Raw genomic sequence first — 21,853 nt, 5'->3', positions numbered from 1 at the left:
AGAGAGGAACCGCCATGAGTCGTGAAGCCCTGCAGGAATCGCTGTCCGCGGTGATGGATAACGAAGCGGACGAACTGGAATTGCGTCGGGTATTGAATGCCGTCGACGAAGTGGAAACCCGTGAGACCTGGGCCCGTTATCAAATCGCCCGGGCAGCCATGCACAAGGAGTTGCTGCTTCCGCGTCTGGACATCGCCGCTGCCGTTTCTGCAGCTCTGGCTGATGAGGCCGTGCCGGCCAAAGCCTCCCGCGGACCTTGGCGCAGCCTGGGCCGTCTGGCAGTAGCTGCCTCGGTGACCATGGCCGTGCTGGCGGGTGTTCGCCTGTACAACCAGGACGAGATCGCAGGTGTCGAGTTGGCACAGCAAACCGGCCAGCCCACCCTGGCGACTCCACAAGTCAAAGGGCCGGCAGTACTGGCCGGCTACAATGAAAGCTCGGAAGCTACTGGCCCCATGGCCAATGGCGTACTGCAAGGGCAGCCAGGCTGGCACGATCAGCGTCTGCCAAGCTACTTGCGCCAGCATGCCCAGCAAGCTGCACTCAAAGGCACTGAAAGCGCTCTGCCTTACGCCCGTGCGGCGAGCCTGGAAAACCGCTAAGGAGGATCATGCGCGCCATACCTCTACTAACGCTTCTGCTCAGTGGCTGGTTTGTGGTTCCAGCCCATGCCGACGAAGCCCAGGACTGGTTGCAGCGTCTTGGGCAAGCGGAACAGCAGCAAAGCTTTCAGGGCACTTTCGTTTACGAGCGCAACGGTAGTTTTTCTACCCATAACATCTGGCATCGTGTCCAGGATGGAAAGGTCCGTGAGCGGTTGATCCAGCTCGATGGGTCCGCTCAAGAGGTGGTGCGTGTCGATGGTCGTACCCAGTGCGTCAGTGGCGAGTTGGTGGCAGGTCTCGGGGATTCCCCGGACGGTGCGGCCCGAGCCCTGGACCCGCAAAAACTCAAGAATTGGTACAACCTTGCTGTCATCGGCAAGTCGCGCGTGGCCGGTCGCCAGGCGGTGATCGTTTCGGTCACGCCCAAGGACCAGCATCGCTATGGTTTCGAGCTGCACCTGGATCGTGAGACCGGGCTGCCGCTCAAGTCCCTGTTGCTCAACGACAAGGGGCAGTTGCTGGAGCGCTTCCAGTTCACTCGCCTGGATACTGCGGATGTGCCTGACGACGTCGAGTTGCGTCCCAGCGCTGGCTGCAAGCCGGTGTCTCTGGACAGCGACAAGGCCTCGGCGGTCAAGACTGTGCAAACCTGGCATTCCGACTGGCTGCCTCCGGGCTTCGAATTGACCAGCAGCAGTGCCCGCAAGGATCCGGAAACCAAATCCATGGTCAACAGCCTGCTGTATGACGATGGTCTTGCGCGCTTTTCGGTGTTTCTCGAGCCGCTCAACGGCGCATCGGTCACCGATACCCGCACTCAGCTCGGACCTACGGTGGCTGTATCACGCCGCCTGACTACCCCCGATGGCGAGATGATGGTCACGGTGGTCGGGGAGATCCCCATTGGTACTGCTGAACGTATTGCGCTGTCGATGCGTTCCGATACCACTGCCAAGCAATGAGCCTTTGTTGGTTGTGTAAGAGGTCAGTGATGCCCGCTCCACAATTGAGAAGATGAAATGTTTGGTCAGCAATTTCATTTGCAAAATTCCCAGAGTTTTTCTATAGGTCAGAACCCCCTCGGTTCTGACCTTATTTGTCGTTCCTGGAACAAAGATGCCGCCCCTGCAGTTTCGGTATTTGCTGTTCCATATCGCTTAACCACGCTCGTCGTAACGGGAGCCGTATGTCGATACCACGCTTGAAGTCCTACTTCACCATTCTTGCCACCGTGCTGGTGCTTGGGCAGGCCGTTTCTGCCCAGGCGGCCGAGCTGCCTGATTTCACCCAACTGGTCGAGCAGGCCTCGCCTGCGGTGGTGAACATCAGTACCACGCAGAAACTGCCGGACCGCCGGGTTTCCAATTCGGCGCAGATGCCCGATCTCGAAGGCCTGCCGCCAATGCTGCGCGAGTTCTTCGAACGGGGCATGCCCCAGCCACGCTCTCCGCGCGGGGATCGTCAGCGCGAAGCGCAGTCGCTGGGTTCCGGGTTCATCATCTCCGCGGACGGTTACATCCTCACCAACAACCACGTGATCGCCGATGCGGACGAAATTCTTGTGCGTCTGGCCGATCGCAGTGAGCTGAAAGCCAAGCTGATCGGTACCGACCCACGCTCCGATGTAGCACTGCTGAAAATCGATGGCAAAGACCTGCCGGTGCTGAAACTGGGTAAATCCCAGGACCTCAAGGCCGGCCAGTGGGTGGTGGCCATCGGCTCGCCGTTCGGCTTCGACCATACCGTGACTCAGGGTATCGTCAGTGCCATCGGTCGCAGCCTGCCGAACGAAAACTACGTGCCGTTCATCCAGACCGACGTGCCGATCAACCCGGGCAACTCCGGTGGCCCGCTGTTCAACCTGGCCGGTGAAGTGGTGGGGATCAACTCGCAGATCTACACCCGCTCCGGTGGTTTCATGGGCGTGTCTTTCGCCATCCCGATCGATGTGGCGATGGACGTTTCCAACCAGCTGAAAACCGGTGGCAAAGTCAGCCGTGGCTGGCTTGGCGTGGTAATCCAGGAGGTCAACAAGGACCTGGCTGAATCCTTCGGCCTGGAGAAACCGGCCGGCGCGCTGGTGGCACAGATCCAGGATGATGGCCCGGCGGCCAAGGGCGGCCTGCAAGTGGGTGACGTGATCCTCAGCCTCAATGGCCAGCCCATCGTCATGTCGGCCGACCTGCCGCACCTGGTAGGCGCGCTGAAGGCCGGGGCCAAGGCCAACCTGGAAGTGATCCGCGACGGCAAGCGCAAGAATGTCGAGCTGACCGTCGGCGCTATTCCTGAAGAAGACAAAGACCTGAGCATGCTGCCCAAGTCGGGTGTCGAGCGCAGCAGCAACCGTCTGGGTGTAGCGGTGGTCGAGCTCAACGATGAGCAGAAGAAAGCCTTCGACCTCAAGGGCGGGGTAGTCATCAAGGAAGTCCAGGACGGTCCTGCGGCGCTGATCGGCTTGCAGCCGGGCGACGTGATCACTCACCTGAACAATCAGGCGATCACTTCGGCGAAGGAGTTCACTGAAATCGCCAAGGCATTGCCGAAGAACCGCTCGGTGTCCATGCGGGTACTGCGTCAGGGGCGAGCCAGCTTCATCACCTTCAAGCTGGCCGAGTAATTCGCCAGCCCCTGAGGTTGCCCAATAAAAAGCCCGCCTCGTAAGAGGCGGGCTTTTTTGTGGCTTGCGTCAATGTCAGCGCATCATGTCCTTGACCATCTGTTCCTGGTCCATCATCTCGCGCTGGCGAGCGTCGATCCTCGACGACAGGGGGAAGTTGCTGCCGGCCCGGCGTTTGGCGAAGTCCAGCTGCTGGATGGCCTGGCGATAGTCGCCCACCAGGGCGAAGTACTCGGCCCGGGCCTGGTGCAGGCCGATGATATTGCCCGACAGGCCGCGGGTTTCCGCCACCAGGTACCAGACATCCGGGTCGTCCGGGCGGCTTTTCAGCAGGCCTTCCAGGGCCTTTTCGGCATCGGCCGGGCGGTTCTGCTTGAGCAGCAGGTCCACGCGGATCTGGTTCAAGGGGTAATTGCCCGGGTACAGGTTGAGCATCCTTTCGACCCGAGTCTGCGCGTCCGGCAGGCGGCTGTTGGCCATGTCCAGTTCGATCTGAGCCAGGTTGTAGGTCACGTCGTTGGGCGACTTGGCCAGCAGGGGCTTGAGGTTTTCCCGTGCTTCGTTCCACTGGCTGCCCTTGATCTGGGCGATGGCCAGGCCGTAGCGAGCGATGTCGTTCTTCGGGTTCTCATCGAGCTGCGCGCGAAAGCGCTTGGCGGCCAGCCCTGGCGATTCCTCATAGGTCAGTTGCACCCGGGCGCGGATCAACTGGTAGCGCAGGCTGTCTTCGGTGCCGCCTTGCCTGGCCTGTTCAGCGCGGTTGCGGGTGTCGGCGATCCGCGATTCGGTCACCGGGTGAGTCAGGAGAAATTCCGGCGGCTTGGCATCGAAGCGGTACTGGCGCATCAGGCGTTCGAACATGGTGGGCATCGAGCGCGGGTCGTAGCCGGCTTTTTCCAGGTTGAGGATGCCGATGCGGTCGGCTTCCTGCTCGTTCTGCCGGGAGAAGCGCCGCTGTTCCTGGATGGCTGCGGCCTGGGTGCCGGCGATGGTGGCGATCCCCGCGTCCCCGGCGCCAGCGGCGGCAATCACGATCCCGGCCAGCAGGGCGGCCATCATCGGCACCTGCATGCGCTGCTGGGCTTCGACCCCCCGGGCGAAGTGGCGCTGGGAAAGGTGCGCCAGTTCGTGTGCCAGCACCGAGGCGTACTCGCCTTCGGTCTGGGCATTGAGGAACAGCCCGCCATTGACCCCGATGATTCCCCCGGGAGCGGCGAAGGCGTTGAGCTGCGGGCTGTTGATCAGGATGAATTCCAGGCGCCGGTCGTTGACCTGGCTGGTTTCCACCAGTTTGTAGACGCTGGTTTCGACATAGTCCTTGAGTTGCGGGTCGTTGAGCTGCGAAACCTGGCTGCGCAGCAACGCCAGCCAGGCACGGCCCAGTTGGTATTCCTGTTGCGGAGAGACAATGGCTGAACTGGCATCACCAAGTGACGGCAGGTCGTCGGCGAAGCCCGGTGAGGCGAGCAGGCAAGCGAGCGTCAGCAGGGTAGGGCGCAATACATTCATGCACAAAGCCTTAATCGACAAAGGCTCTACTGTAGCTGGACACCTGGCCGGGGACCAGACAAAGCCAGTGAAAACTCTGAGGATAAAAAGTGCTTTTGGGTAAATTCCGGCGTCTACCTGATCGTGGCTCCGGCAGCGCGCGGCAGTGCTCTGGTGTCGGGCTTCTTTATTGCCGGTGGGCCTGGCTTGCAGGGTATTCTAGACGCCTTGAATTGATGATCGGAGTAACCCAATGACCGATGTTGTCGCCCATGATGCCGAGCTGGACGCCAGCGGCCTGAACTGCCCGCTGCCGCTGCTCAAGGCCAAGATGGAACTCAATCGCCTGGCCAGTGGCGCGGTACTCAAGGTCATTGCCACCGATGCTGGCTCCCAGCGTGACTTCCGCACTTTCGCCCGCCTGGCCGGTCATACCCTGCTGCGTGAAGAGGATGAGGCCGGGGTGTATCGCTACTGGTTGAAAAAGGCCTGAGCGCAGTCTGCCCTTGAGGGCCTTCATCTAAGGAACATCGATGTTCAAAGTGCTACGTGACTGGATTCAGCGCTACTTCTCGGATGAAGAGGCGGTGGTGCTGGCCGTTCTGCTGTTTCTGGCCTTCACTGCCGTCCTGACCCTGGGCGGCATGCTCGCGCCGGTGCTGGCGGGGATGGTCCTGGCCTACCTGATGCAGGGGCTGGTGGTGAGCCTGGAGCGGCTGCGCCTGCCTGGCGGGGCGGCCGTGGGGCTGGTGTTCGCGCTGTTCATGGGGCTGCTGCTGGTGTTCATCCTGGTGGTGGTGCCGTTGCTCTGGCATCAGTTGATCACCCTGTTCAACGAGCTGCCGGGCATGCTCGCCAAGTGGCAGTCGCTGTTGCTGCTGTTGCCCGAGCGCTACCCGCATCTTGTGTCCGACGAGCAGGTGCTGCAGGCCATCGAAGTGGCCAGGGGCGAGATCGGCAAGTTCGGCCAGTGGGCGCTGACCTTCTCCCTGTCCAGCCTGCCCTTGCTGGTGAACATCATGATCTACCTGGTGCTGGTGCCGATCCTGGTGTTCTTCTTCCTCAAGGATCGGGCGATGATCAGCCGCTGGGTGATCAGCTATCTGCCCCGCGAACGTACGCTGATTACTCGCGTGGCCCATGAAATGAACCGGCAGATCGCCAACTACATTCGCGGCAAGGTCATCGAGATCGTCATCTGTGGCGGGGTGACCTACATCGCCTTCGTCGCCCTGGGCCTGAACTATGCGGCCCTGCTGGCTCTGCTGGTGGGGGGCTCGGTGGTGGTGCCCTATGTCGGCGCCGTGGTGGTAACGGTACCGGTGGCGCTGATTGCGCTGTTCCAGTGGGGCTGGAGCGATCAGTTCATCTACCTGATGGCGGTCTACGGGATCATCCAGACCCTGGATGGCAACGTGCTGGTGCCGCTGCTGTTCTCCGGCGCGGTGAACCTGCACCCGGTGGCGATCATCTGTGCGGTGCTGCTGTTTGGCGGGCTGTGGGGGTTCTGGGGGATATTCTTTGCGATTCCCCTGGCGACCCTGTTCAAGGCAGTGCTGGATGCCTGGCCCAGGAAGGACCCGGTGGTGGCACCTCTACTCTAGATAAACGGGGCGGCTGATACAGCCGCCCCGGTCATTTCAGGCCTTGTTCAGGGCCTGGGCCGCGGCCAGTACGGCGTCGACGTGCCCGGGTACCTTCACCCCGCGCCATTCCTGGCGCAACACACCGTCCTTGTCGATCAGGAAGGTGCTGCGGTCCACGCCCAGGTATTCCTTGCCGTAGAGCTTCTTCAGCTTGATCACGTCAAACAGCTGGCAGACGGCTTCGTCCTTGTCGCTGATCAGCTCGAAGGGGAATTCCTGCTTGCACTTGAAGTTCTCGTGGGACTTCAGGCTGTCGCGGGAAACGCCGAAGACTTCGGTGTTGGCAGCCTGGAAGGCGGCGTATTGATCGCGAAAGCCCTGGCCTTCGGTGGTGCAGCCCGGGGTGCTGTCCTTGGGATAGAAGTAGATCACCACTTGCTTGCCCTTGAGGTCGGACAGGCTGACGGTCTGCCCGCTGGTGGCGGGGGCCTGGAAATCGGCAATAGGTTGATCGATAGCAACGGCCATGGGGCTTCCTTACATAGGGTTCTGTGGGCGCCAGGGTTCGATCAGCGCGTCGAGGTTCATGGCGTCGGCAAAGTCCAGGAACTGGTCGCGCAGCCAACTGATCTGGGTGCCGGCGGGCAGGGTCACGGTAAAGGTGGCATTGAGCATGGTGCCGCCGGTCTGTGGAGCCTGGTAGGTATCGCAGGTGAGGTTTTCCAGCTCGACCTGATGGTCGATGAAGAACTGGCACAGCTCATTGACGATGTCCGAGCGGTACGCGGCGCTGACGTAGGCCACATAAGGCAGGGCCTGGGGGCGGCTTTCCAGGGCGGCGCTGCGCACCACGTTGACCGTGAAGGCATGCTTCTTGGCCAGGAACGGCAGGCTGCTTTCCAGGCGCGCCAGGGCGTCCCAGCTGCCGGAAATCTCCAGAACCAGCGCGCTGCACTCGCCATGCCGGGTCAGGCGCGACGTCACCACGGCGCAGCGGTTTTCATGGCTGGCGCGGCACAGGACGTTGGTCAGCTCCATGGGGTTGGCGCCGAGGGCACTGATGACAAGGAATTGTTCGCGAACTGTGGGGGTGGACATGCAGCATTCCTAAAGCGATGAGCGGTCGGTACTTTTTGACAAGCCAGTACCGGGCAAGCGTCGCCGGCGGAACTTCAAGGCCTCGGACCACAAGCCGGCGACTGGCCCCGAAACGCTCGGAACACAGGCTGGCAACGCGGGAGTGGGGCTTTGCAGATCCAACAGGCAGGCGATAACCCGGTCTACACGCTTATCAGTAGCGATCAAAGCCTGAAGGGTAGCGAAAACCATCGCTCAGGGGAATGCTCATGGCGCGGGACTTCGCTTGTGCAAGGAACTTGGCGCCAGTACCATTACCGCTCTCTTTTTCCGGCAGGAGCGGTTGCATGATTGCGGGCAGTATGGTGGCACTGGTCACACCCATGGATGCACAGGGAAATCTCGACTGGGACAGCCTGAGCAAACTGGTGGACTTCCACCTGCAAGAGGGCACCAACGCCATCGTGGCGGTCGGCACCACAGGTGAGTCGGCCACCCTGGATGTGAACGAGCACATCGAAGTGATTCGTCGGGTGGTCACCCAGGTTGCAGGGCGCATTCCGGTGATCGCCGGTACCGGCGCCAACTCGACGCGCGAAGCGATCGAGCTGACCACCAATGCGAAGATCGCCGGCGCCGATGCGTGCCTGCTGGTGACCCCGTACTACAACAAGCCGACCCAGGAAGGCCTGTACCAGCATTTCCGCGCCATTGCCGAGGCCGTGGACATCCCGCAGATCCTCTACAACGTTCCGGGCCGCACCGCATGCGACATGCAGGCCGAGACCGTGATCCGCCTGTCCAGCGTGAAGAACATCATCGGGATCAAGGAAGCCACCGGCGACCTGCAGCGCGCCAAGGCCATCCTGGCCGGCGTGCCCGGCGATTTCCTGGTGTACTCCGGCGATGACGCCACCGCAGTCGAGCTGATCCTGCTGGGCGGCAAGGGCAATATCTCGGTGACCGCCAACGTCGCGCCACGGGCCATGAGCCAGATGTGCGCCGCGGCCATGGCCGGCAATGCCGCCAAGGCCCGGGAGATCCACGAGACCCTGATGCCGCTGAACAAGACTCTGTTCATCGAATCCAACCCTATTCCCGTGAAATGGGCCCTGCACGAAATGGGCTTGATGCCGGACGGTATCCGTCTGCCGCTCACCTGGCTCAGTGCCGCCTGTCACGAACCGCTGCGGCAGGCCATGCGCCAGTCCGGCGTCTTGGTTTAATTGAGGAAGTACAACGCATGAAGCGAATGGCCGGACTTTCCGCACTTGCCTTGATTATCTCCAGCACCAGTGGCTGCGGTTGGATCTGGGGCCCGGAAGGCTACTTCCGTGACCGGGGTAGCGATTACCTGCAAGCGCAACAAACAGCACCGATGCAATTGCCGCCGGATGTACAGACCGCCAAGCGTCTGGACCCTCTGCTGCCGATTCCGCGCAACGTGGCCGACGACAACGTCAAGGGCGAGTACGAAGTGCCTCGTCCCCAGCCGCTGTCGGCCATTGCCGATGCCAGCGACTACACCCTGCAAAAGAGCGGCGATTCGCGTTGGGTCATGGCCCAGCATCCACCGGCCGAAGTCTGGCCAGTGGCGGTGCAGTTCTTCCAGGACAACGGTTTCCGCCTGGATCAGCAGCGCCCGCAAACCGGTGAGTTCACCACCGGCTGGCAGCGTTCCGACGAGCTTTCCGCGGCCGTGGCCAAGCGCCTGAGCAGTGCCGGCGTCGCCGCCGACAGCGAAACCCGCGTACGGGTACGCATCGAGCCAGGCGTGCAGCGCAACACCAGTGAAGTCTATGTGGTCAGTGCCGAGCGTCCCGCCGGCAGCACTGCCGACGTGGAGTTCACCAACCGTTCGGTCAACACCGGCCTGGACGCAGCGCTGGTGGACGACATGCTGGCAAGCATGAGCCGCACCTCCGAGAAGGGCGGTTCGGTGTCTCTGCTGGCGGCCCGCGATTTCGATACCCCGAGCCGAGTCAGCCTCAGCGAGGATGGCAGCGGCAACCCGGTACTGAACCTGGGCGCCGACCTCGATCGCGCCTGGTCCAGTGTTGGCCGTGCCCTGGAACAGGGCGAATGGCGGGTTGAGGACATCAACCGCAGCCTGGGCCTGTACTACATCAACCTGGCGGAAAAAGCCGAGAAGAAAGACGACGAGCCGGGCTTCTTCGGCAAGTTGTTCGGCAGCAAGCCGGCCAAGGAAGAGATCGAAGCCCGTGCCGAGCGCTATCAGGTTCGCCTGAGCAAGGTAGGCGAGAACGTCCAGGTCACCGTCGAGAAGAACATCAACACCGTGGCGCCGGCCGATGTGGCACGCAAAGTGTTGGGCGTGATTCAGGACAACCTGGGCTGATCCGATGCGTTTTGCCGTTCTCGGCAGTGGTAGCCAAGGGAATGGCACGCTGATCGTCAGTGCCGACACCTGCGTTCTGGTGGATTGTGGTTTCTCCCTGCGGGAAACCGAGCGGCGCCTGCTGCGTCTGGGAGTCGATCCCGCGCAGTTGAGCGCCATCCTGGTAACCCACGAACATGCCGACCACGTGCATGGCGTGGGTTTGCTGTCTCGGCGCTACAATCTACCGGTCTACCTCAGCCAGGGCACCTTGCGCGGGATGCGCAAACCGGTGGAGGTCGCGGGTTTTGTCCGCGGTGGCGAGTCGCTGCAGATCGGCGCCTTGCGCATCGACGTGATTGCCGTGGCCCACGACGCCCAGGAACCTACGCAATTTGTCTTCAGTGATGGCCAGCGGCGCTTCGGCCTGCTGACCGACCTCGGCTCCTACTGCGCCGGGGTGCTGGACGGCTACCGTGGCCTGGATGCCTTGATGATCGAGGCCAACCATTGCCGGGATCGGCTGGCACGGGGTTATTACCCGTACTTTCTCAAGCAGCGGGTTGGCGGCGACCTGGGACATTTGAACAACCATCAGGCCGCAAGCCTGGTGGCCGAATTGGGATGGCAGGACCTGCAGCACCTGGTCCTGGCTCATCTGAGCAGCAAGAACAACCTGCCGCAGCTGGCCCGGCAATGTTTTGTCGACACCCTCGGGTGCGACCCGGACTGGCTGCAACTGGCCGATCAAGATTCAGGGCTCGACTGGCGCCACATCGCCTAGCCCACCTACTTAGCAAGCGGAGCCCATCATGGAAAAACGTGAAGAACTCTACCGCGGCAAAGCCAAATCGGTTTACAAGACCGACGACGCCGACCGCTTGATCCTGCTGTTTCGTAACGACACCTCGGCGTTCGACGGCAAGCGCATCGAGCAGCTGGACCGCAAGGGGATGGTGAACAACAAGTTCAACGCCTTCATCATGCAGAAACTCGAAGCCGCCGGCGTGCCGACCCAGTTCGACAAGCTGCTGGGTGACAACGAATGCCTGGTGAAGAAGCTCGACATGATTCCGGTGGAGTGCGTGGTGCGCAACTACGCCGCCGGCAGCCTGGTCAAGCGCCTGGGCGTGGAAGAGGGCATGAAGCTCAACCCCTACACCTTCGAGCTGTTCCTCAAGGACGACGCCAAGGGCGACCCGTTCATCAACGAATCCCACGTGGTGGCATTCGGCTGGGGTACTGCCGAGCAACTGGCGCGCATGAAAGAGCTGTCGCTCAAGGTCAATGAAGTGCTGAGCAAGCTGTTCGATGACGCCGGCCTGCTGCTGGTGGACTTCAAGCTGGAGTTCGGCGTGTTCAGCGACGGCTCCATCGTCCTGGGCGACGAGTTCAGCCCGGACGGTTGCCGTCTGTGGGACAAGGACACCAAGAAGAAGATGGACAAGGACCGCTTCCGCCAGGGCCTGGGCGATGTGATCGAAGCCTACGAAGAAGTGGCCCAGCGCCTCGGCGTACCGCTGTAATCGACGCAAGCATCTGATAGCACGGAAAAAATTTGCTCGGGGGGCTTCGCTTCGAGCAAAGGTGCTGTTATGATGCGCGCCGTTGGAGAGATGCCAGAGTGGCCGAATGGGACGGATTCGAAATCCGTTGTACCTTCACCGGTACCTAGGGTTCGAATCCCTATCTCTCCGCCATACAAATGAAAGCCCCGGAAATCATCGATTTCCGGGGCTTTTTTGTTGCTCGCAATCGGCCGCCCCGGGCCGTGCGCCCCCCTCGTTTTCCAGCAACGCCTTCTGCCGAACTGTTAGCGCCGGCGGAATCAGTGCGTCCTGCGCCCGGTCGATTCGGCGGTGCGTGGCCAAATATCAATAGTCCACAATACTTGATGCTGTTATCGGCTATTGGATTGATATTCCAGGAAGTTGTTATTGGCGAGTAACTTTAGTTTGTCTGTTGTTTAAGTCGGTTTTCCCTTCCGAGAAATTTCCTGTTTCTCTGCGCGAGCATTCCCGGAAATCATGCTGTAGTGATCTTGATCCAAATAAATCGACTCTTCTATATGCTTGGTCGCTGCTGGCAGACCCGATCCGAACTTGTAGTTCAAGCCGGCCGGGATGCCGGGAACAAGCAGCATTAATTAACTTTTATAAGGTCAGGCAAATCCGTTCTTCCAGGCTGGCGGCAGTATTATTGTCGGTTGCTTTCGGAGGGAAGTGTTTTGTTGTTGCTTCCTTATAATCATTTGGAAAAGGAAATCAGATGAAACGCAAGACTCTCTTGTCCATGGCAACTTCCGGGTTGATGCTGGCAGCATTGATTCCATCCTTTGCCCAGGCTACCGATGGCGTGGTGAAGTTCAGTGGCAGCATCTCTGACACCACCTGCGATATCAACGGCAAGGCCCCGGGCGAAGGTAACGAGACTAACGTTGAACTCGGTACTATCAACCCGTCTGTATTTAGCGAGATCGGCAAGACCTCTACGCTGAAACCGTTCGTACTACAGCTTTCGGGTGCCAGCTGTACTGCTGGTAAGAGCGTTTCCATCGAGTTCGATCAACTCGGCAACGTCGACCCTGCCTCCGGCAACCTCAAGCTGATCGGTAGCAAGCCTGCAAGGGGCGTGCAGATCCAGATCTACAACGACCACGGCACTACTCCGGCGAAGATCGTCCTGGGTCAGGCGGAAGCCGCACCCCAGGTCGCTACGATCTCCACTGAAAAGACTGCAACCCTGAAGTACCAGGCCGCTTACGTATCTACTGAAGCCTCCGTCGGTGCGGGTTCGGGCGTGTCCTACATCCGCTACACCCTTGCATACCAATAACAGCAGTTAGTTATTAAGGGGCAGGTCATGACGCCGACTGCGCGTTTTGTTCATTCTCTCGTTATCGGTGTCATGTTCCTGGGGATACTGTCGGGGGTCGCGCATGCCGGGATAGTACTGGAAGGTACGCGCCTGGTTTATCCAGCAGAGGCTCGTGAAGTTACATTGAAGTTGAGTAACACCGGCTCTGTGGCCTTGTTGGCGCAAAGTTGGATCGACGAAGGCGATGCCAACAAGTCTCCTGAGGAAATCAAGGTTCCCTTTCTTCTGGCCCCAGCAGTCAGCCGGGTGGAAGCGGGAGGCTCGGCAATATTGCGTGTGTCTTATTCAAAAGAACCCTTGGCAAAAGATCGCGAGTCATTGTTTTGGCTGAATGTACTGGAAACGCCACCACGGCGAAAACAGGACGAGAACGTGTTGCAGTTTGCATTCAGGACTCGGATCAAGATTTTCTTCCGTCCTGACAACTTGATTGGCAATGCGGGCATGGCTGGCGAAAAGCTCAAGTGGGAATTAAGTCGAGCAGGCGCTTCGCAAGTTCCGGTTATCAAAGTGTTCAATCCAACACCTTATTACGTGTCCTTCGGACGCATGGAAGTTGCTGTGTCAGGCCGTCGAATCGATTTGAAGCCAGGCATGGTCGCACCCTTCGGATATGAGTCTTTCCCCTGGCCAGCGAGCGCTCCGTCACAGCCGACCAAGGCATCAATTGAATATGAGGTGATCGATGATTTCGGCGGCCGAGGCCTGCTGAAAAAGTCGCTTCTTTGACGGGGTTCCTCATCACTTCTGCGGGCTTTTCAGTGGCTTGGTTTTCTTGAGGGGCAGGGATCTCGTTATGTCGCGTATTCCGTGCCATCGGCATTTGCGTGCGAGCTGTTCTGGGCCTTCATCCGGCCGCAGACGGGTTCCGGCGACGCAGTCACTGTGTCTGGCGGCGGTGCTGATGAGCAATTCCATGGTGCTGGTGGCCGACCAGGACGGCATCGCGCCGGCGACGGCAGAGGCTGCGGATACGGGCTCCAGCCAGGATGTGTTGTTCGACAGCCAGATGCTATTTCAAGGTAAGGGCACTCCCATCGATACCTCGCGCTTTCAACAATTGGGCTATGTCGCGCCCGGCACATACTTGCTTGATGTGCTGGTGAGCAGTCAGTGGCGGGCGTTGCAGGAAATCCAGTTCCGCGCCAGCGATGACCCCCAGGGCAGCCAGCCGTGCTACGACCGTTCGTTGTTGCAGCAGTTGGGTATCGACTTGAAAAAGACCGATGCGAGTCTGGGCACCCATTCCTCTCACCCTCTCATGGGCGATGGGCTGTTTTGCGGCGACCTGGGCAGCTACATCCCTGGCGCGACCACCCGCGTCAAAATTGCGGAACAGAAGATCGAGTTGTCGGTGCCGCAGCTTTTCCTGCAGCAGAACCTGTCGAAAACCTATGTCGATCCGGCGAGCTGGGATTACGGCGTGTCCGCGGCCACGCTCAACTACAACACCAGCCTGTTCAGTTCCCAGAGCAATGGGCGAAGCCAGACCGATGGCTATGCCGGGCTCAACCTGGGGCTCAACCTGGGTGACTGGCGTCTGCGTCACAGCGGCACCGCCACCTGGTCGCCGGAGGTGGGCGGCCATTATCAGCGCGGTTACATCTATGCCCAGACCGACCTGCCGGCCTGGCACTCGCAGTTGCTGGTGGGAGAGAGCGTGACCGAAGCCGATCTGTTCGACTCGGTATCGTTTCGCGGTGTCCGGCTGGCCAGCGACCCGCGCATGCTGCCCGAGAGCCAGCGCTACTACGCACCGCAGATCCGCGGCACGGCCAGCACCAATGCCAAGGTCTCGGTCTATCAGCGCGGCTACATGATCTATGAAACCTCCGTTGCACCGGGGCCGTTCGAGATTTCCGATCTGCAAGCGGCAAGCTTTGGTGGGGATCTGGACGTGACGGTCACCGAGGCCAACGGCCAGACCAGCCGCTTTACCGTACCTTTTGCCACCACCGTGCAAACCCTGCGCCCCGGCACCTCACGCTACAGCCTGACGGCGGGCAAGGTGGCGAACCCCGGGCTCGGTGGCAGCGAGCAATATGTGGCCCAGGGCACCCTGCACTACGGCCTGGATAACCAATTGACCGGTTATGCCGGCACGGCACTCACCGGCAGCTACATGTCGGCGCTGATCGGCAGCGCACTGAATACTTCCCTCGGGGCTTTTGGCCTGGACCTGACCCAGGCCAGAACCGAGCTGCCCCGGGGCGGCAGCATGCAGGGCCAAAGCGTGCGCCTGTCCTACAGCAAGAACCTGCCCAACAGCGGGACCAACTTCTCATTGCTGGCCTACCGCTATTCCACCAGCGGTTACCTGGGCCTGCAGGACGCCATCACCCTGCAGGACCACGTCAACCAGGGCGAAAGTGTCGACTCGTTCGCCCGGGTCCGTGACCGCCTGGATATCAACATCAACCAGCAACTGGGCGACGGCGCAGGGCAGCTCTATGCCACGGGCTCCAGCCTCCAGTACTGGAATCGCCAGGGCCAGACCCTGAACTTCGCCATGGGTTACAGCAACCAGTGGCGCGGTAACAGCTACTCCTTCATGGCTCAGCGCATGCGTGCTTCCAGCAGTGGTTCACGGGCAGGCGCGGGGGCGGACAACACGTTTTTCAGCTTCAGCCTGTCGATTCCCCTGGGGCGGGAAGGGCGCCGGGGTACCACGATCAACAGCTACGCCAGCCATGACAAGCGTTCTGGCGCGCACTACACCAGCGGCATTTCCGGCGTACTGGACAAGGATGGCGACGCCACCTATGCGTTGTCCGCCGCCCATGACCAGCGCCAGGGCGAAACCTCGACCAACGCCAGCCTCAACTATTTCCTGCCCGAGGTTTCCCTGAGTTCGAGCTTTTCCCAGGGGCGCGACTATCGCCAGCAGTCTCTGGGGGCTTCCGGGGGCATGGTGCTGCATTCGGGTGGCTTGACCTTCGCCCAGACCCTGAGTGAAACCACGGGCCTGGTGCATGCTCCCGATGCCAAGGGCGCCCGGGTCGGCTATGCCGATACGCGGGTGGATGGAAGCGGCTATGCCGTGGTCTCCAGCCTGAGCCCCTATCAATTGAACACCGTGGACATCGACCCCACTGGCGTTGCCGACGACGTCGAGCTGCTGCTCAGCTCACGCCATGTGGCGCCGGTGGCGGGGGCGGTGGTGATGCTTTCGTACCCGACCCGCAGGGCGCGTGCGGTGCTGATCGACAGCCAGCAGCCCGATGGCCAGCAGTTGCCGTTTGCTGCCGTGGCTGTCGATGCCCAGGACGGTGCCGAGCTGGGGGCGGTGGGCCAGGGCAGCCGCCTGGTGCTGCGTACCGAGCAGGACCAGGGCACGATTCGCGTGGAATGGGGCCAGGAGCCGGATCAGCAGTGCCTGATCGACTACCAGTTGCCGCCCCGCGATACGGCCTCCGCCACGGGCTATGTGGTGCTTCAGCGCCCCTGCCGGGCGATGCCGGCAGGTTCCGTAGAGGAGCGGCCTTGATGGACCATCAAGGCGGATATGGCCGTCTTTGCTCCCTGCGTGGTTGCCGGTGGCTGCTGGGGCTGCTGGCCTTGTCCAGCGGCTGGGCCCAGGCCGACCTGTCGATTGTCGGCACACGGTTCATCTATCCCGCCGGCAAGCCGGCCATCAGCATCCGGGTCGGTAATAGCGGCCGTGCGCCGATCCTGTTGCAGGCCTGGCTGGACAAGGGCGACGCCGAGGTCGACCCCAGCGCCCTGGTGGTGCCGTTCGTGCTGTCGCCACCCATCTCCCGGCTCGAGCCAAGGCAGAACGCAGCCCTGGTCCTGCGCTACAGCGGCGAGCCATTACCCGGCGATCGGGAGTCGGTGTTCTGGATCAACTTTCTCGAAGTACCGCCCCTGGCGGCCGCGAAGGACGACTTGCTGCGGCTGGCATCGCGCATGCGCATGAAGCTGCTGTACCGCCCCCAGGGCTTGTCCGGCAAGGCTGACGAAGCGGTCCGCCAGTTGCGCTGGAGCCTTGTGGCGGCGGGGGCGGGCGGCGCGGCGCTGCTGGCCGGCAACCCGACCCCGTACTACGTGTCCTTCGCTGAGGTGGCGCTGGGCAGCGGCAATCGATCAATCACATTGCAGGGGATCACCGTGGAGCCCTTCGGCTCGGCGCGGATCGCCCTGCCCGATATGCAGGGAATTACCCCGGATCAGGCGGTGGTTCATTACCAAGTGGCAACTGACAGCGGGGAGACGCTGAGTGGAAGTGCGCGGATACAAGACTGAAGTTGCCTTGGGCAAGTCATCGAACAGCCTGCTTGCGGGGGGCCTTGAACGGCGCTGGCAGCGATTGTCCGGGGGCTGCCTGGGCTTGCTGCTGATGTTGCCCGCAGTGGCGGCTGCCGCGGTGTATGTGCCCAACGCCGGGCAGGCGATGCGCGACATCCAGGCCACGCAACCGGCCTTGCCGGAGCAGCCGGCACCGGAGCTGGACCTGCCGGCGAAGCCGCCGAGCGCCCCTGCCCAGGCTCCGGACACCTCCGGCATCCGCTTGCAGGTCAACGACTTCGTGATCGTCGGCAACCAGGTGTTCAGCAACGAGACGCTGCAAGCCCTGCTGGCGGACCTCAAGGGCCAGGAGCTGGACCTGAACCAGCTGCGCGCGGCCGCCGAGCGCCTGACGACCTATTACCAGGACCAGGGCTACATGCTGGCCCGGGCCTTCCTGCCGGCCCAGGACATCGAGGACGGCGTGGTGCGTATCGAGGTCATGGAAGGTCGCTATGGTCGTATTCAAGTGAACAACCAGTCCCGGGCCCTGAACTCGGTGATCACAGGCCCGCTGTCGTCACTGCACAGCGATACCGCGGTCCGCAGTGAAGATCTTGAACGCAGCCTGCTGCTGTTGAGCGACCTTCCCGGGGTCCGGGTCAAGGGCACTCTCAGTGCCGGCGAGCAGCGCGGCACCACCGACCTGCTGGTCAATGCGCAGCCCGGGCCCTGGGCCAGCGGCACCCTGGAAGCCGACAACTTCGGCGGCTACTACACCGGCGAATACCGCCTCGGGGGCAGCCTCAACCTCAACAACCCCTTGCGCCTGGGCGATCAGTTCAACCTGCGCCTGCTCGGCAGCGACGAGGACCAGCGTTACTACCGCGCCGCCTACAAGCTTCCCCTGGGCCCCTGGTCCACCAGTGTGGGCGTGGCCTATTCGCGGATGAACTACGAGTTGAGCCGGGACTTCGAGGTGCTGGAGGCCCACGGCCAGGCGAGCATCGGCAGTGTCTTCATCACTCAGCCGCTGATCCGCAGCCGCACCTTCGATCTCAGCGCCCAGTTGCAGTACGAGGACAAGCGCCTGCGCGACGACATCGACCTGTTCGAAGTCAGCAGCCAGAAGCATGTGGAACTGTGGAGCCTGAGCCTCAACGGCAACTCCCAGGACAGCCTGCTCGGCGGCGGGCAGAACTTCTTCTACCTCACCTACGGCAGTGGCCGGTTGAGCATCGACGACCCGATGGACCAGTGGCGCGACCATTTCACGGCCGGCACCAACGGTGGCTTTCAGAAGCTCAACCTCAATGCCGCGCGCCTGCAGTACCTGAGCCCGCGCTTTCAGCTCTATGGCCAGTTCAACGGCCAATGGTCCTCGACCAACCTGGACAGCTCGGAAAAATTCGGCATCGGCGGCCCCTTCGATGTGCGCGCCTATCCCCAGGGCAGCGGCAGTGGCGACCAGGGCTGGCAGGCCAGCCTGGAACTGCGCTTTCTCCTGGCCCCGCGCTGGCAGCTCAAGGCGTTTGTCGATCACGGCGCGGTGCAGGTCAACAAGAGCCCCTGGATCCACGACGAGAACCGCCGCCAGTTGTCGGGCGCCGGTGTGGGTGCCAGTTGGAGCGGTCCTTCGCAACAGATCAGCGTGACCAGTGCCTGGGCCCTGGACAACAACCAGGAAGGCAGCGGGCCCGAGCGCACGCCGCGGATCTGGGCCAGCGCGACACAGTATTTCTGAAGGCCGGCGTGTGCTTCGGAGGTGGTGCCGTCCTGCATAGGTTGCAGGGCGTTAATAAGTAGATAAGGAGTCAACGTGAATAAGGTTTATGCATTGGTGTGGAATCAGGCCCAGGGCTGCTGGAGTGTGACCGACGAGGGCGCACGCCGTCGTCGCCGCTCCGGAACACGCAAGGGCCTGGTGGTGATGGTGGCCGGGCTGCTGGGCATTGGTGTTCTGCCTGTGGCCTTCGCGTTGCCGACGGGAGGCACGGTGGTCTCCGGCACGGCGGACATCCTGACGTTCGACAATGGCAAGCAGATGTCGATCAACCAGCACTCCGACAAGCTGATCACCAACTGGAACGACTTCAGCGTGAACCGTGGCCAGACGGTGACCTTCAGCCAGCCGACCAAGACCTCGGTGGCCCTGAACCGGGTGATTGGCGTCAATGGCAGTAACATCCAGGGGCAGATCAATGCCAACGGCCAGGTGTTCCTGATCAACCCCAACGGGGTGGTATTCGGCAACAACGCCCAGGTCAACGTCGGTGGCCTGGTGGCCTCGACCCAGAACATCACCGATGCCAACTTCACCGCCGGCAACTACAAGTTCGCCGGGACCTCGCAGGCTGAAGTCGTCAACAACGGCATGATTACCGCCACCGATGGCGGCAGCGTGGCGCTGATCGGCAAGACCGTGCGCAACGAAGGTGACATCAAGGCGCAGAAGGGCAGCGTGGCCCTGGGTGGCGGCAACGAGTTCACCGTCAGCTTCGACAGCAACAACCTGCTGGACCTGAAAGTCGATGCCGCGGCGATCGATGCGCTGGTCAGCAACGGCGGGCTGCTCAAGGCCGACGGCGGGCAGGTATTGATGACCGCCAAGAGCGCAGGCTCGATGCTGCAGACCGTGGTCAACAACCAGGGCGCCATCGAAGCCAACACCCTGTCGCGCAAGGCCGGCAAGATCACCCTGGACGGCGGTGACGTCGGCGTGGTCAACGTCGGCGGCTCGCTGAGCGCCAATGCACTGACTGCCATCGGCGATGGCGGCGTGGTGGAAACCAAGGGCGCCACCACCAAGGTGCAACTGGCCGCCCGGGTCAACACCCTGGCCAACAATGGCCGGGCCGGGACCTGGAAGATCAGCTCTTCGGACGTCACGGTCAATCCGACCTCCACGCCCGGTGAAACCACCGTGTATGCCGATACCCTGTCGCACAACCTGGCTACCACCAACATCGAGTTGAACAGCAAGGCCGGCAACGTGTCGATCGATGGTGATATCGCCTGGGCCAGCGGCAATCAATTGAGCGTGGCCTCGGCCCAGGACATCAGCCTCAACAAGAACCTCAAGAGCAGCGGTGCGGGCGCCCGTATCGAGCTCAATGCCAATCGGGACATCAAGATCAATGGTGCCGTAGCGCTGACCGGGGTCAACAGCAGCCTGGGCCTGGACTACGGCAACAGCTACGCCCTGGGGCCGAAGGGTCAGGTCACCCTGTCCGGCAGTGGCGCCTGGTTCGACGCCAATGGCGACCTGTACAAGGTGATCCAGAACGCCGCGCAATTGCAGGCGATCGGTACCAGCCTCGACGGCCTGTATGTGCTGGGCAACGACATCAAGGGCACCGGCAGCATCAAGTCCATTGGTGGCAGTCGAGAGTTCAACGGGGTCTTCGACGGCCTGGGCAATACCATCAGTGGTTTCACGGTCAATACCGACGGCCCTTACGGCGGTCTGTTCGGTCGCTCGTCCGGCACCATCAGCAACCTCAAGCTGGCGTCGATGAACATCTACGGTGCCACCTCCAACGCAGGCTTCGGCAAAATCGGTGGTCTGGTCGGCGTAAACACCGGCCGCATCGAAAACGTCAGTGGCACCAACCTCAACGTCTTCGCCAACAGCAACCAGAACAACATTGTCGGCGGCCTGGTCGGTGTCAACGCCGGCGGCACCATCGATCGTGGCTCGATGGCCGGTACGGTGACCGGTAATGCCAACACCTCCGCCGTCGGTGGGCTGGCGGGGGAAAACAACGTCGCTTCGACTGGCCTCGGCACCATTACCAACAGCACCACCGACGTGCGGGTGCTGGGCACCATGCAGGTCACCACCAATGGCGGCATGGGCGGCCTGGTAGGCGTCAACAAGGGCGGCCTGATTAGCGACTCTTCGAGTGCTGGCACCGTCGGTACCGGGTTCAACCGTTACGTCCAGGACCCGAACCTGGGTGGCCTGGTGGGTTACAACCAGGGTGGCAGGATCGAACGCGCCAGCTCCTCGGTCGGCGTCTGGGGGTACACCGCCAGCCGTATCGGCGGCCTGGTGGGCTTCAACAACAACGGCGCTATCGTCTACTCCAGCGCCAGTGGCGCGGTGGTCGGGGCGGGCTCCGTGGCTGCCGGTGGCCTGGTGGGCTGGAACCAGAACAGCGAGCTCAATAACGTCGAGGCCACAGGCAAGGTCAGCGATTCGACCGGTGCCAACGTCGGCGGGCTGGTGGGCAAGAACGACAACAGTCGGATCCACAGGGCTGAAGTGACAGGTGATGTGGTCGGCGGAGCCAGCGGCAACATCGGTGGCCTGATCGGGCACAACTTTGGTGGCAACACCGAATATGTCGTGGCCCGTGGCAAGGTCAGCGGCGGCAACCTCAGCTACGTCGGCGGCCTGGTGGGCTACAACGACGGTGACCTGAGTTCGGCCGAGGCCAGCGGTGACGTCAGCGGCGGCGCCAACAGCTTTGTCGGCGGGCTGGTGGGGACCAACGGCGACTTTGTCGATCACCGGATCAACAGTGCCTCGGCCAAAGGCAATGTGGTGGGCGGTAGCCAGAGTTCGGTGGGTGGCCTGGTCGGCCAGAACAATTCGTTCATCACCAACTCCCTGGCCAATGGTCAGGTGAGCGGCGGCACCTATGCCCGCCTGGGTGGCCTGGTCGGCTTGAACATGGGCGATCTGCGCAACTCCGTGGCCTACGGCAACGTCAAGTTCGTGTCGAACTACGCCCAGACCTACGGCGGCCTGGTCGGGGTCAACTACGGCGACATGCGCAACAACACGGCGCTGGGCCTGGCGACTCAGGTACCCGCGGTCGGCCTGAACCAGGGCGACATTCGCAACTGATGATCCACAACCACTGATCCGAGGAATGGCAGTTGCCCCCGGTGCGCCTGGCGCACCGGGTTCCGGCTGCTGGCGGGTACCTGCTTGTCTCGTTCCTTGATGATCTTTTTTAGGGGTGGCCGCGAGCAGCCGGCCACTGTTGGGCAATCCATCTCGTTTGTGCAGAACGCTGCCCTTGTCATG

General features: G+C 61.8%; 18 protein-coding genes and 1 tRNA gene. 16 read left to right on the top strand and 3 right to left on the bottom strand.

Annotated features, from left to right (window positions below; translation table 11 throughout):
* Window positions 1-14: 14 nt before the first annotated feature.
* The 3 genes from M2395_RS14000 to M2395_RS13990 all read left to right on the top strand — a co-directional run bounded on the left by M2395_RS14000 (window position 15) and on the right by M2395_RS13990 (window position 3,222).
* On the top strand, window positions 15-602 hold the full coding sequence (locus M2395_RS14000; protein ID WP_123430208.1) for a sigma-E factor negative regulatory protein: 588 nt from the start codon (window positions 15-17) through the stop codon (window positions 600-602).
* 8 nt (window positions 603-610) lie between these two features.
* Entirely contained in the window at window positions 611-1,567 is a 957-nt protein-coding gene (locus M2395_RS13995) for a MucB/RseB C-terminal domain-containing protein (protein WP_015634518.1), read from the top strand.
* Window positions 1,568-1,791: 224 nt separating this feature from the next.
* Window positions 1,792-3,222, top strand: a complete 1,431-nt coding sequence (locus tag M2395_RS13990; protein ID WP_011059790.1) for a DegQ family serine endoprotease — start codon at window positions 1,792-1,794, stop codon at window positions 3,220-3,222.
* A 75-nt stretch (window positions 3,223-3,297) separates the two neighbouring features.
* Here M2395_RS13990 and M2395_RS13985 read toward each other — a convergent pair whose 3' ends face one another.
* A complete protein-coding gene (locus tag M2395_RS13985) occupies window positions 3,298-4,731 on the bottom strand; it encodes a M48 family metalloprotease (protein ID WP_011059791.1) in 1,434 nt (477 codons plus the stop codon).
* 232 nt (window positions 4,732-4,963) lie between these two features.
* On the opposite strand from M2395_RS13985, the gene M2395_RS13980 reads away from it, so the two are divergent.
* Window positions 4,964-5,203, top strand: coding sequence for a sulfurtransferase TusA family protein (locus tag M2395_RS13980; RefSeq protein ID WP_011059792.1), 240 nt, complete (start codon window positions 4,964-4,966; stop codon window positions 5,201-5,203).
* 40 nt (window positions 5,204-5,243) lie between these two features.
* Window positions 5,244-6,314, top strand: coding sequence for an AI-2E family transporter (locus tag M2395_RS13975; RefSeq protein WP_123430209.1), 1,071 nt, complete (start codon window positions 5,244-5,246; stop codon window positions 6,312-6,314).
* A gap of 36 nt (window positions 6,315-6,350) precedes the next feature.
* Here M2395_RS13975 and M2395_RS13970 read toward each other — a convergent pair whose 3' ends face one another.
* Both M2395_RS13970 and M2395_RS13965 read right to left on the bottom strand, forming a co-directional pair.
* Complete coding sequence (locus tag M2395_RS13970; RefSeq protein ID WP_011059794.1) at window positions 6,351-6,824, bottom strand: peroxiredoxin; 474 nt, start codon at window positions 6,822-6,824, stop codon at window positions 6,351-6,353.
* A 9-nt stretch (window positions 6,825-6,833) separates the two neighbouring features.
* Window positions 6,834-7,394 (bottom strand): glycine cleavage system protein R, encoded by a 561-nt coding sequence (locus tag M2395_RS13965; RefSeq protein WP_011059795.1) that lies wholly within the window; start codon window positions 7,392-7,394, stop codon window positions 6,834-6,836.
* A gap of 326 nt (window positions 7,395-7,720) precedes the next feature.
* Here M2395_RS13965 and dapA point away from each other — a divergent pair, with 326 nt between their 5' ends.
* The 11 genes from dapA (at window position 7,721) to M2395_RS13910 (ending at window position 21,670) form a co-directional block, all read left to right on the top strand.
* The gene (gene dapA / locus M2395_RS13960) at window positions 7,721-8,599 is read left to right on the top strand and encodes a 4-hydroxy-tetrahydrodipicolinate synthase (protein ID WP_123430210.1); all 879 of its coding nucleotides are present in this window, start codon (window positions 7,721-7,723) and stop codon (window positions 8,597-8,599) included.
* A 17-nt stretch (window positions 8,600-8,616) separates the two neighbouring features.
* On the top strand, window positions 8,617-9,732 hold the full coding sequence (bamC, locus tag M2395_RS13955; protein WP_011059797.1) for an outer membrane protein assembly factor BamC: 1,116 nt from the start codon (window positions 8,617-8,619) through the stop codon (window positions 9,730-9,732).
* A gap of 4 nt (window positions 9,733-9,736) precedes the next feature.
* A complete protein-coding gene (locus M2395_RS13950) occupies window positions 9,737-10,495 on the top strand; it encodes an MBL fold metallo-hydrolase (protein WP_011059798.1) in 759 nt (252 codons plus the stop codon).
* 28 nt (window positions 10,496-10,523) lie between these two features.
* Window positions 10,524-11,237 carry a phosphoribosylaminoimidazolesuccinocarboxamide synthase gene (purC, locus tag M2395_RS13945; protein WP_011059799.1) on the top strand — a complete coding sequence of 238 codons (714 nt, stop codon included), beginning with the start codon at window positions 10,524-10,526 and terminating at the stop codon, window positions 11,235-11,237.
* An 84-nt stretch (window positions 11,238-11,321) separates the two neighbouring features.
* A tRNA-Ser gene (locus M2395_RS13940) sits at window positions 11,322-11,411 on the top strand.
* 568 nt (window positions 11,412-11,979) lie between these two features.
* Window positions 11,980-12,546, top strand: a complete 567-nt coding sequence (locus M2395_RS13935) for a fimbrial protein (RefSeq protein WP_123430211.1) — start codon at window positions 11,980-11,982, stop codon at window positions 12,544-12,546.
* A gap of 27 nt (window positions 12,547-12,573) precedes the next feature.
* Entirely contained in the window at window positions 12,574-13,317 is a 744-nt protein-coding gene (locus M2395_RS13930; protein ID WP_011059801.1) for a molecular chaperone, read from the top strand.
* A gap of 175 nt (window positions 13,318-13,492) precedes the next feature.
* Window positions 13,493-16,075, top strand: coding sequence for a fimbria/pilus outer membrane usher protein (locus M2395_RS13925; protein ID WP_169892597.1), 2,583 nt, complete (start codon window positions 13,493-13,495; stop codon window positions 16,073-16,075).
* The gene (locus tag M2395_RS13920) at window positions 16,075-16,833 is read left to right on the top strand and encodes a fimbria/pilus periplasmic chaperone (RefSeq protein WP_077933533.1); all 759 of its coding nucleotides are present in this window, start codon (window positions 16,075-16,077) and stop codon (window positions 16,831-16,833) included. The genes M2395_RS13925 and M2395_RS13920 overlap by 1 nt, the downstream gene beginning before the upstream one ends.
* Before the next feature lie 94 nt (window positions 16,834-16,927).
* Entirely contained in the window at window positions 16,928-18,559 is a 1,632-nt protein-coding gene (locus M2395_RS13915) for a ShlB/FhaC/HecB family hemolysin secretion/activation protein (RefSeq protein WP_202602883.1), read from the top strand.
* Window positions 18,560-18,634: 75 nt separating this feature from the next.
* Window positions 18,635-21,670: a GLUG motif-containing protein gene (locus M2395_RS13910; RefSeq protein WP_077933535.1), complete on the top strand. Its 3,036-nt coding sequence runs from the start codon at window positions 18,635-18,637 to the stop codon at window positions 21,668-21,670.
* The last annotated feature ends 183 nt before the right edge of the window (window positions 21,671-21,853 follow it).

It is taken from the genome of Pseudomonas sp. BIGb0176 (genome assembly GCF_024810175.1).
Taxonomy (GTDB): domain Bacteria; phylum Pseudomonadota; class Gammaproteobacteria; order Pseudomonadales; family Pseudomonadaceae; genus Aquipseudomonas; species Aquipseudomonas protegens.
The sequence above is the reverse complement of the archived record's forward strand: the minus strand, read 5'-3'. Positions and strand labels throughout refer to the sequence as shown.

Bases quoted from the DNA above. Each gene is read 5' to 3' on its own strand.
- M2395_RS14000 (WP_123430208.1), top strand. From the start codon at position 15: ATGAGTCGTGAAGCCCTGCAGGAATCGCTGTCCGCGGTGATGGATAAC.
- M2395_RS13995 (WP_015634518.1), top strand. From the start codon at position 611: ATGCGCGCCATACCTCTACTAACGCTTCTGCTCAGTGGCTGGTTTGTG.
- M2395_RS13990 (WP_011059790.1), top strand. From the start codon at position 1,792: ATGTCGATACCACGCTTGAAGTCCTACTTCACCATTCTTGCCACCGTG.
- M2395_RS13985 (WP_011059791.1), bottom strand. From the start codon at position 4,731: ATGAATGTATTGCGCCCTACCCTGCTGACGCTCGCTTGCCTGCTCGCC.
- M2395_RS13980 (WP_011059792.1), top strand. From the start codon at position 4,964: ATGACCGATGTTGTCGCCCATGATGCCGAGCTGGACGCCAGCGGCCTG.
- M2395_RS13975 (WP_123430209.1), top strand. From the start codon at position 5,244: ATGTTCAAAGTGCTACGTGACTGGATTCAGCGCTACTTCTCGGATGAA.
- M2395_RS13970 (WP_011059794.1), bottom strand. From the start codon at position 6,824: ATGGCCGTTGCTATCGATCAACCTATTGCCGATTTCCAGGCCCCCGCC.
- M2395_RS13965 (WP_011059795.1), bottom strand. From the start codon at position 7,394: ATGTCCACCCCCACAGTTCGCGAACAATTCCTTGTCATCAGTGCCCTC.
- dapA (WP_123430210.1), top strand. From the start codon at position 7,721: ATGATTGCGGGCAGTATGGTGGCACTGGTCACACCCATGGATGCACAG.
- bamC (WP_011059797.1), top strand. From the start codon at position 8,617: ATGAAGCGAATGGCCGGACTTTCCGCACTTGCCTTGATTATCTCCAGC.
- M2395_RS13950 (WP_011059798.1), top strand. From the start codon at position 9,737: ATGCGTTTTGCCGTTCTCGGCAGTGGTAGCCAAGGGAATGGCACGCTG.
- purC (WP_011059799.1), top strand. From the start codon at position 10,524: ATGGAAAAACGTGAAGAACTCTACCGCGGCAAAGCCAAATCGGTTTAC.
- M2395_RS13935 (WP_123430211.1), top strand. From the start codon at position 11,980: ATGAAACGCAAGACTCTCTTGTCCATGGCAACTTCCGGGTTGATGCTG.
- M2395_RS13930 (WP_011059801.1), top strand. From the start codon at position 12,574: ATGACGCCGACTGCGCGTTTTGTTCATTCTCTCGTTATCGGTGTCATG.
- M2395_RS13925 (WP_169892597.1), top strand. From the start codon at position 13,493: ATGAGCAATTCCATGGTGCTGGTGGCCGACCAGGACGGCATCGCGCCG.
- M2395_RS13920 (WP_077933533.1), top strand. From the start codon at position 16,075: ATGGACCATCAAGGCGGATATGGCCGTCTTTGCTCCCTGCGTGGTTGC.
- M2395_RS13915 (WP_202602883.1), top strand. From the start codon at position 16,928: ATGTTGCCCGCAGTGGCGGCTGCCGCGGTGTATGTGCCCAACGCCGGG.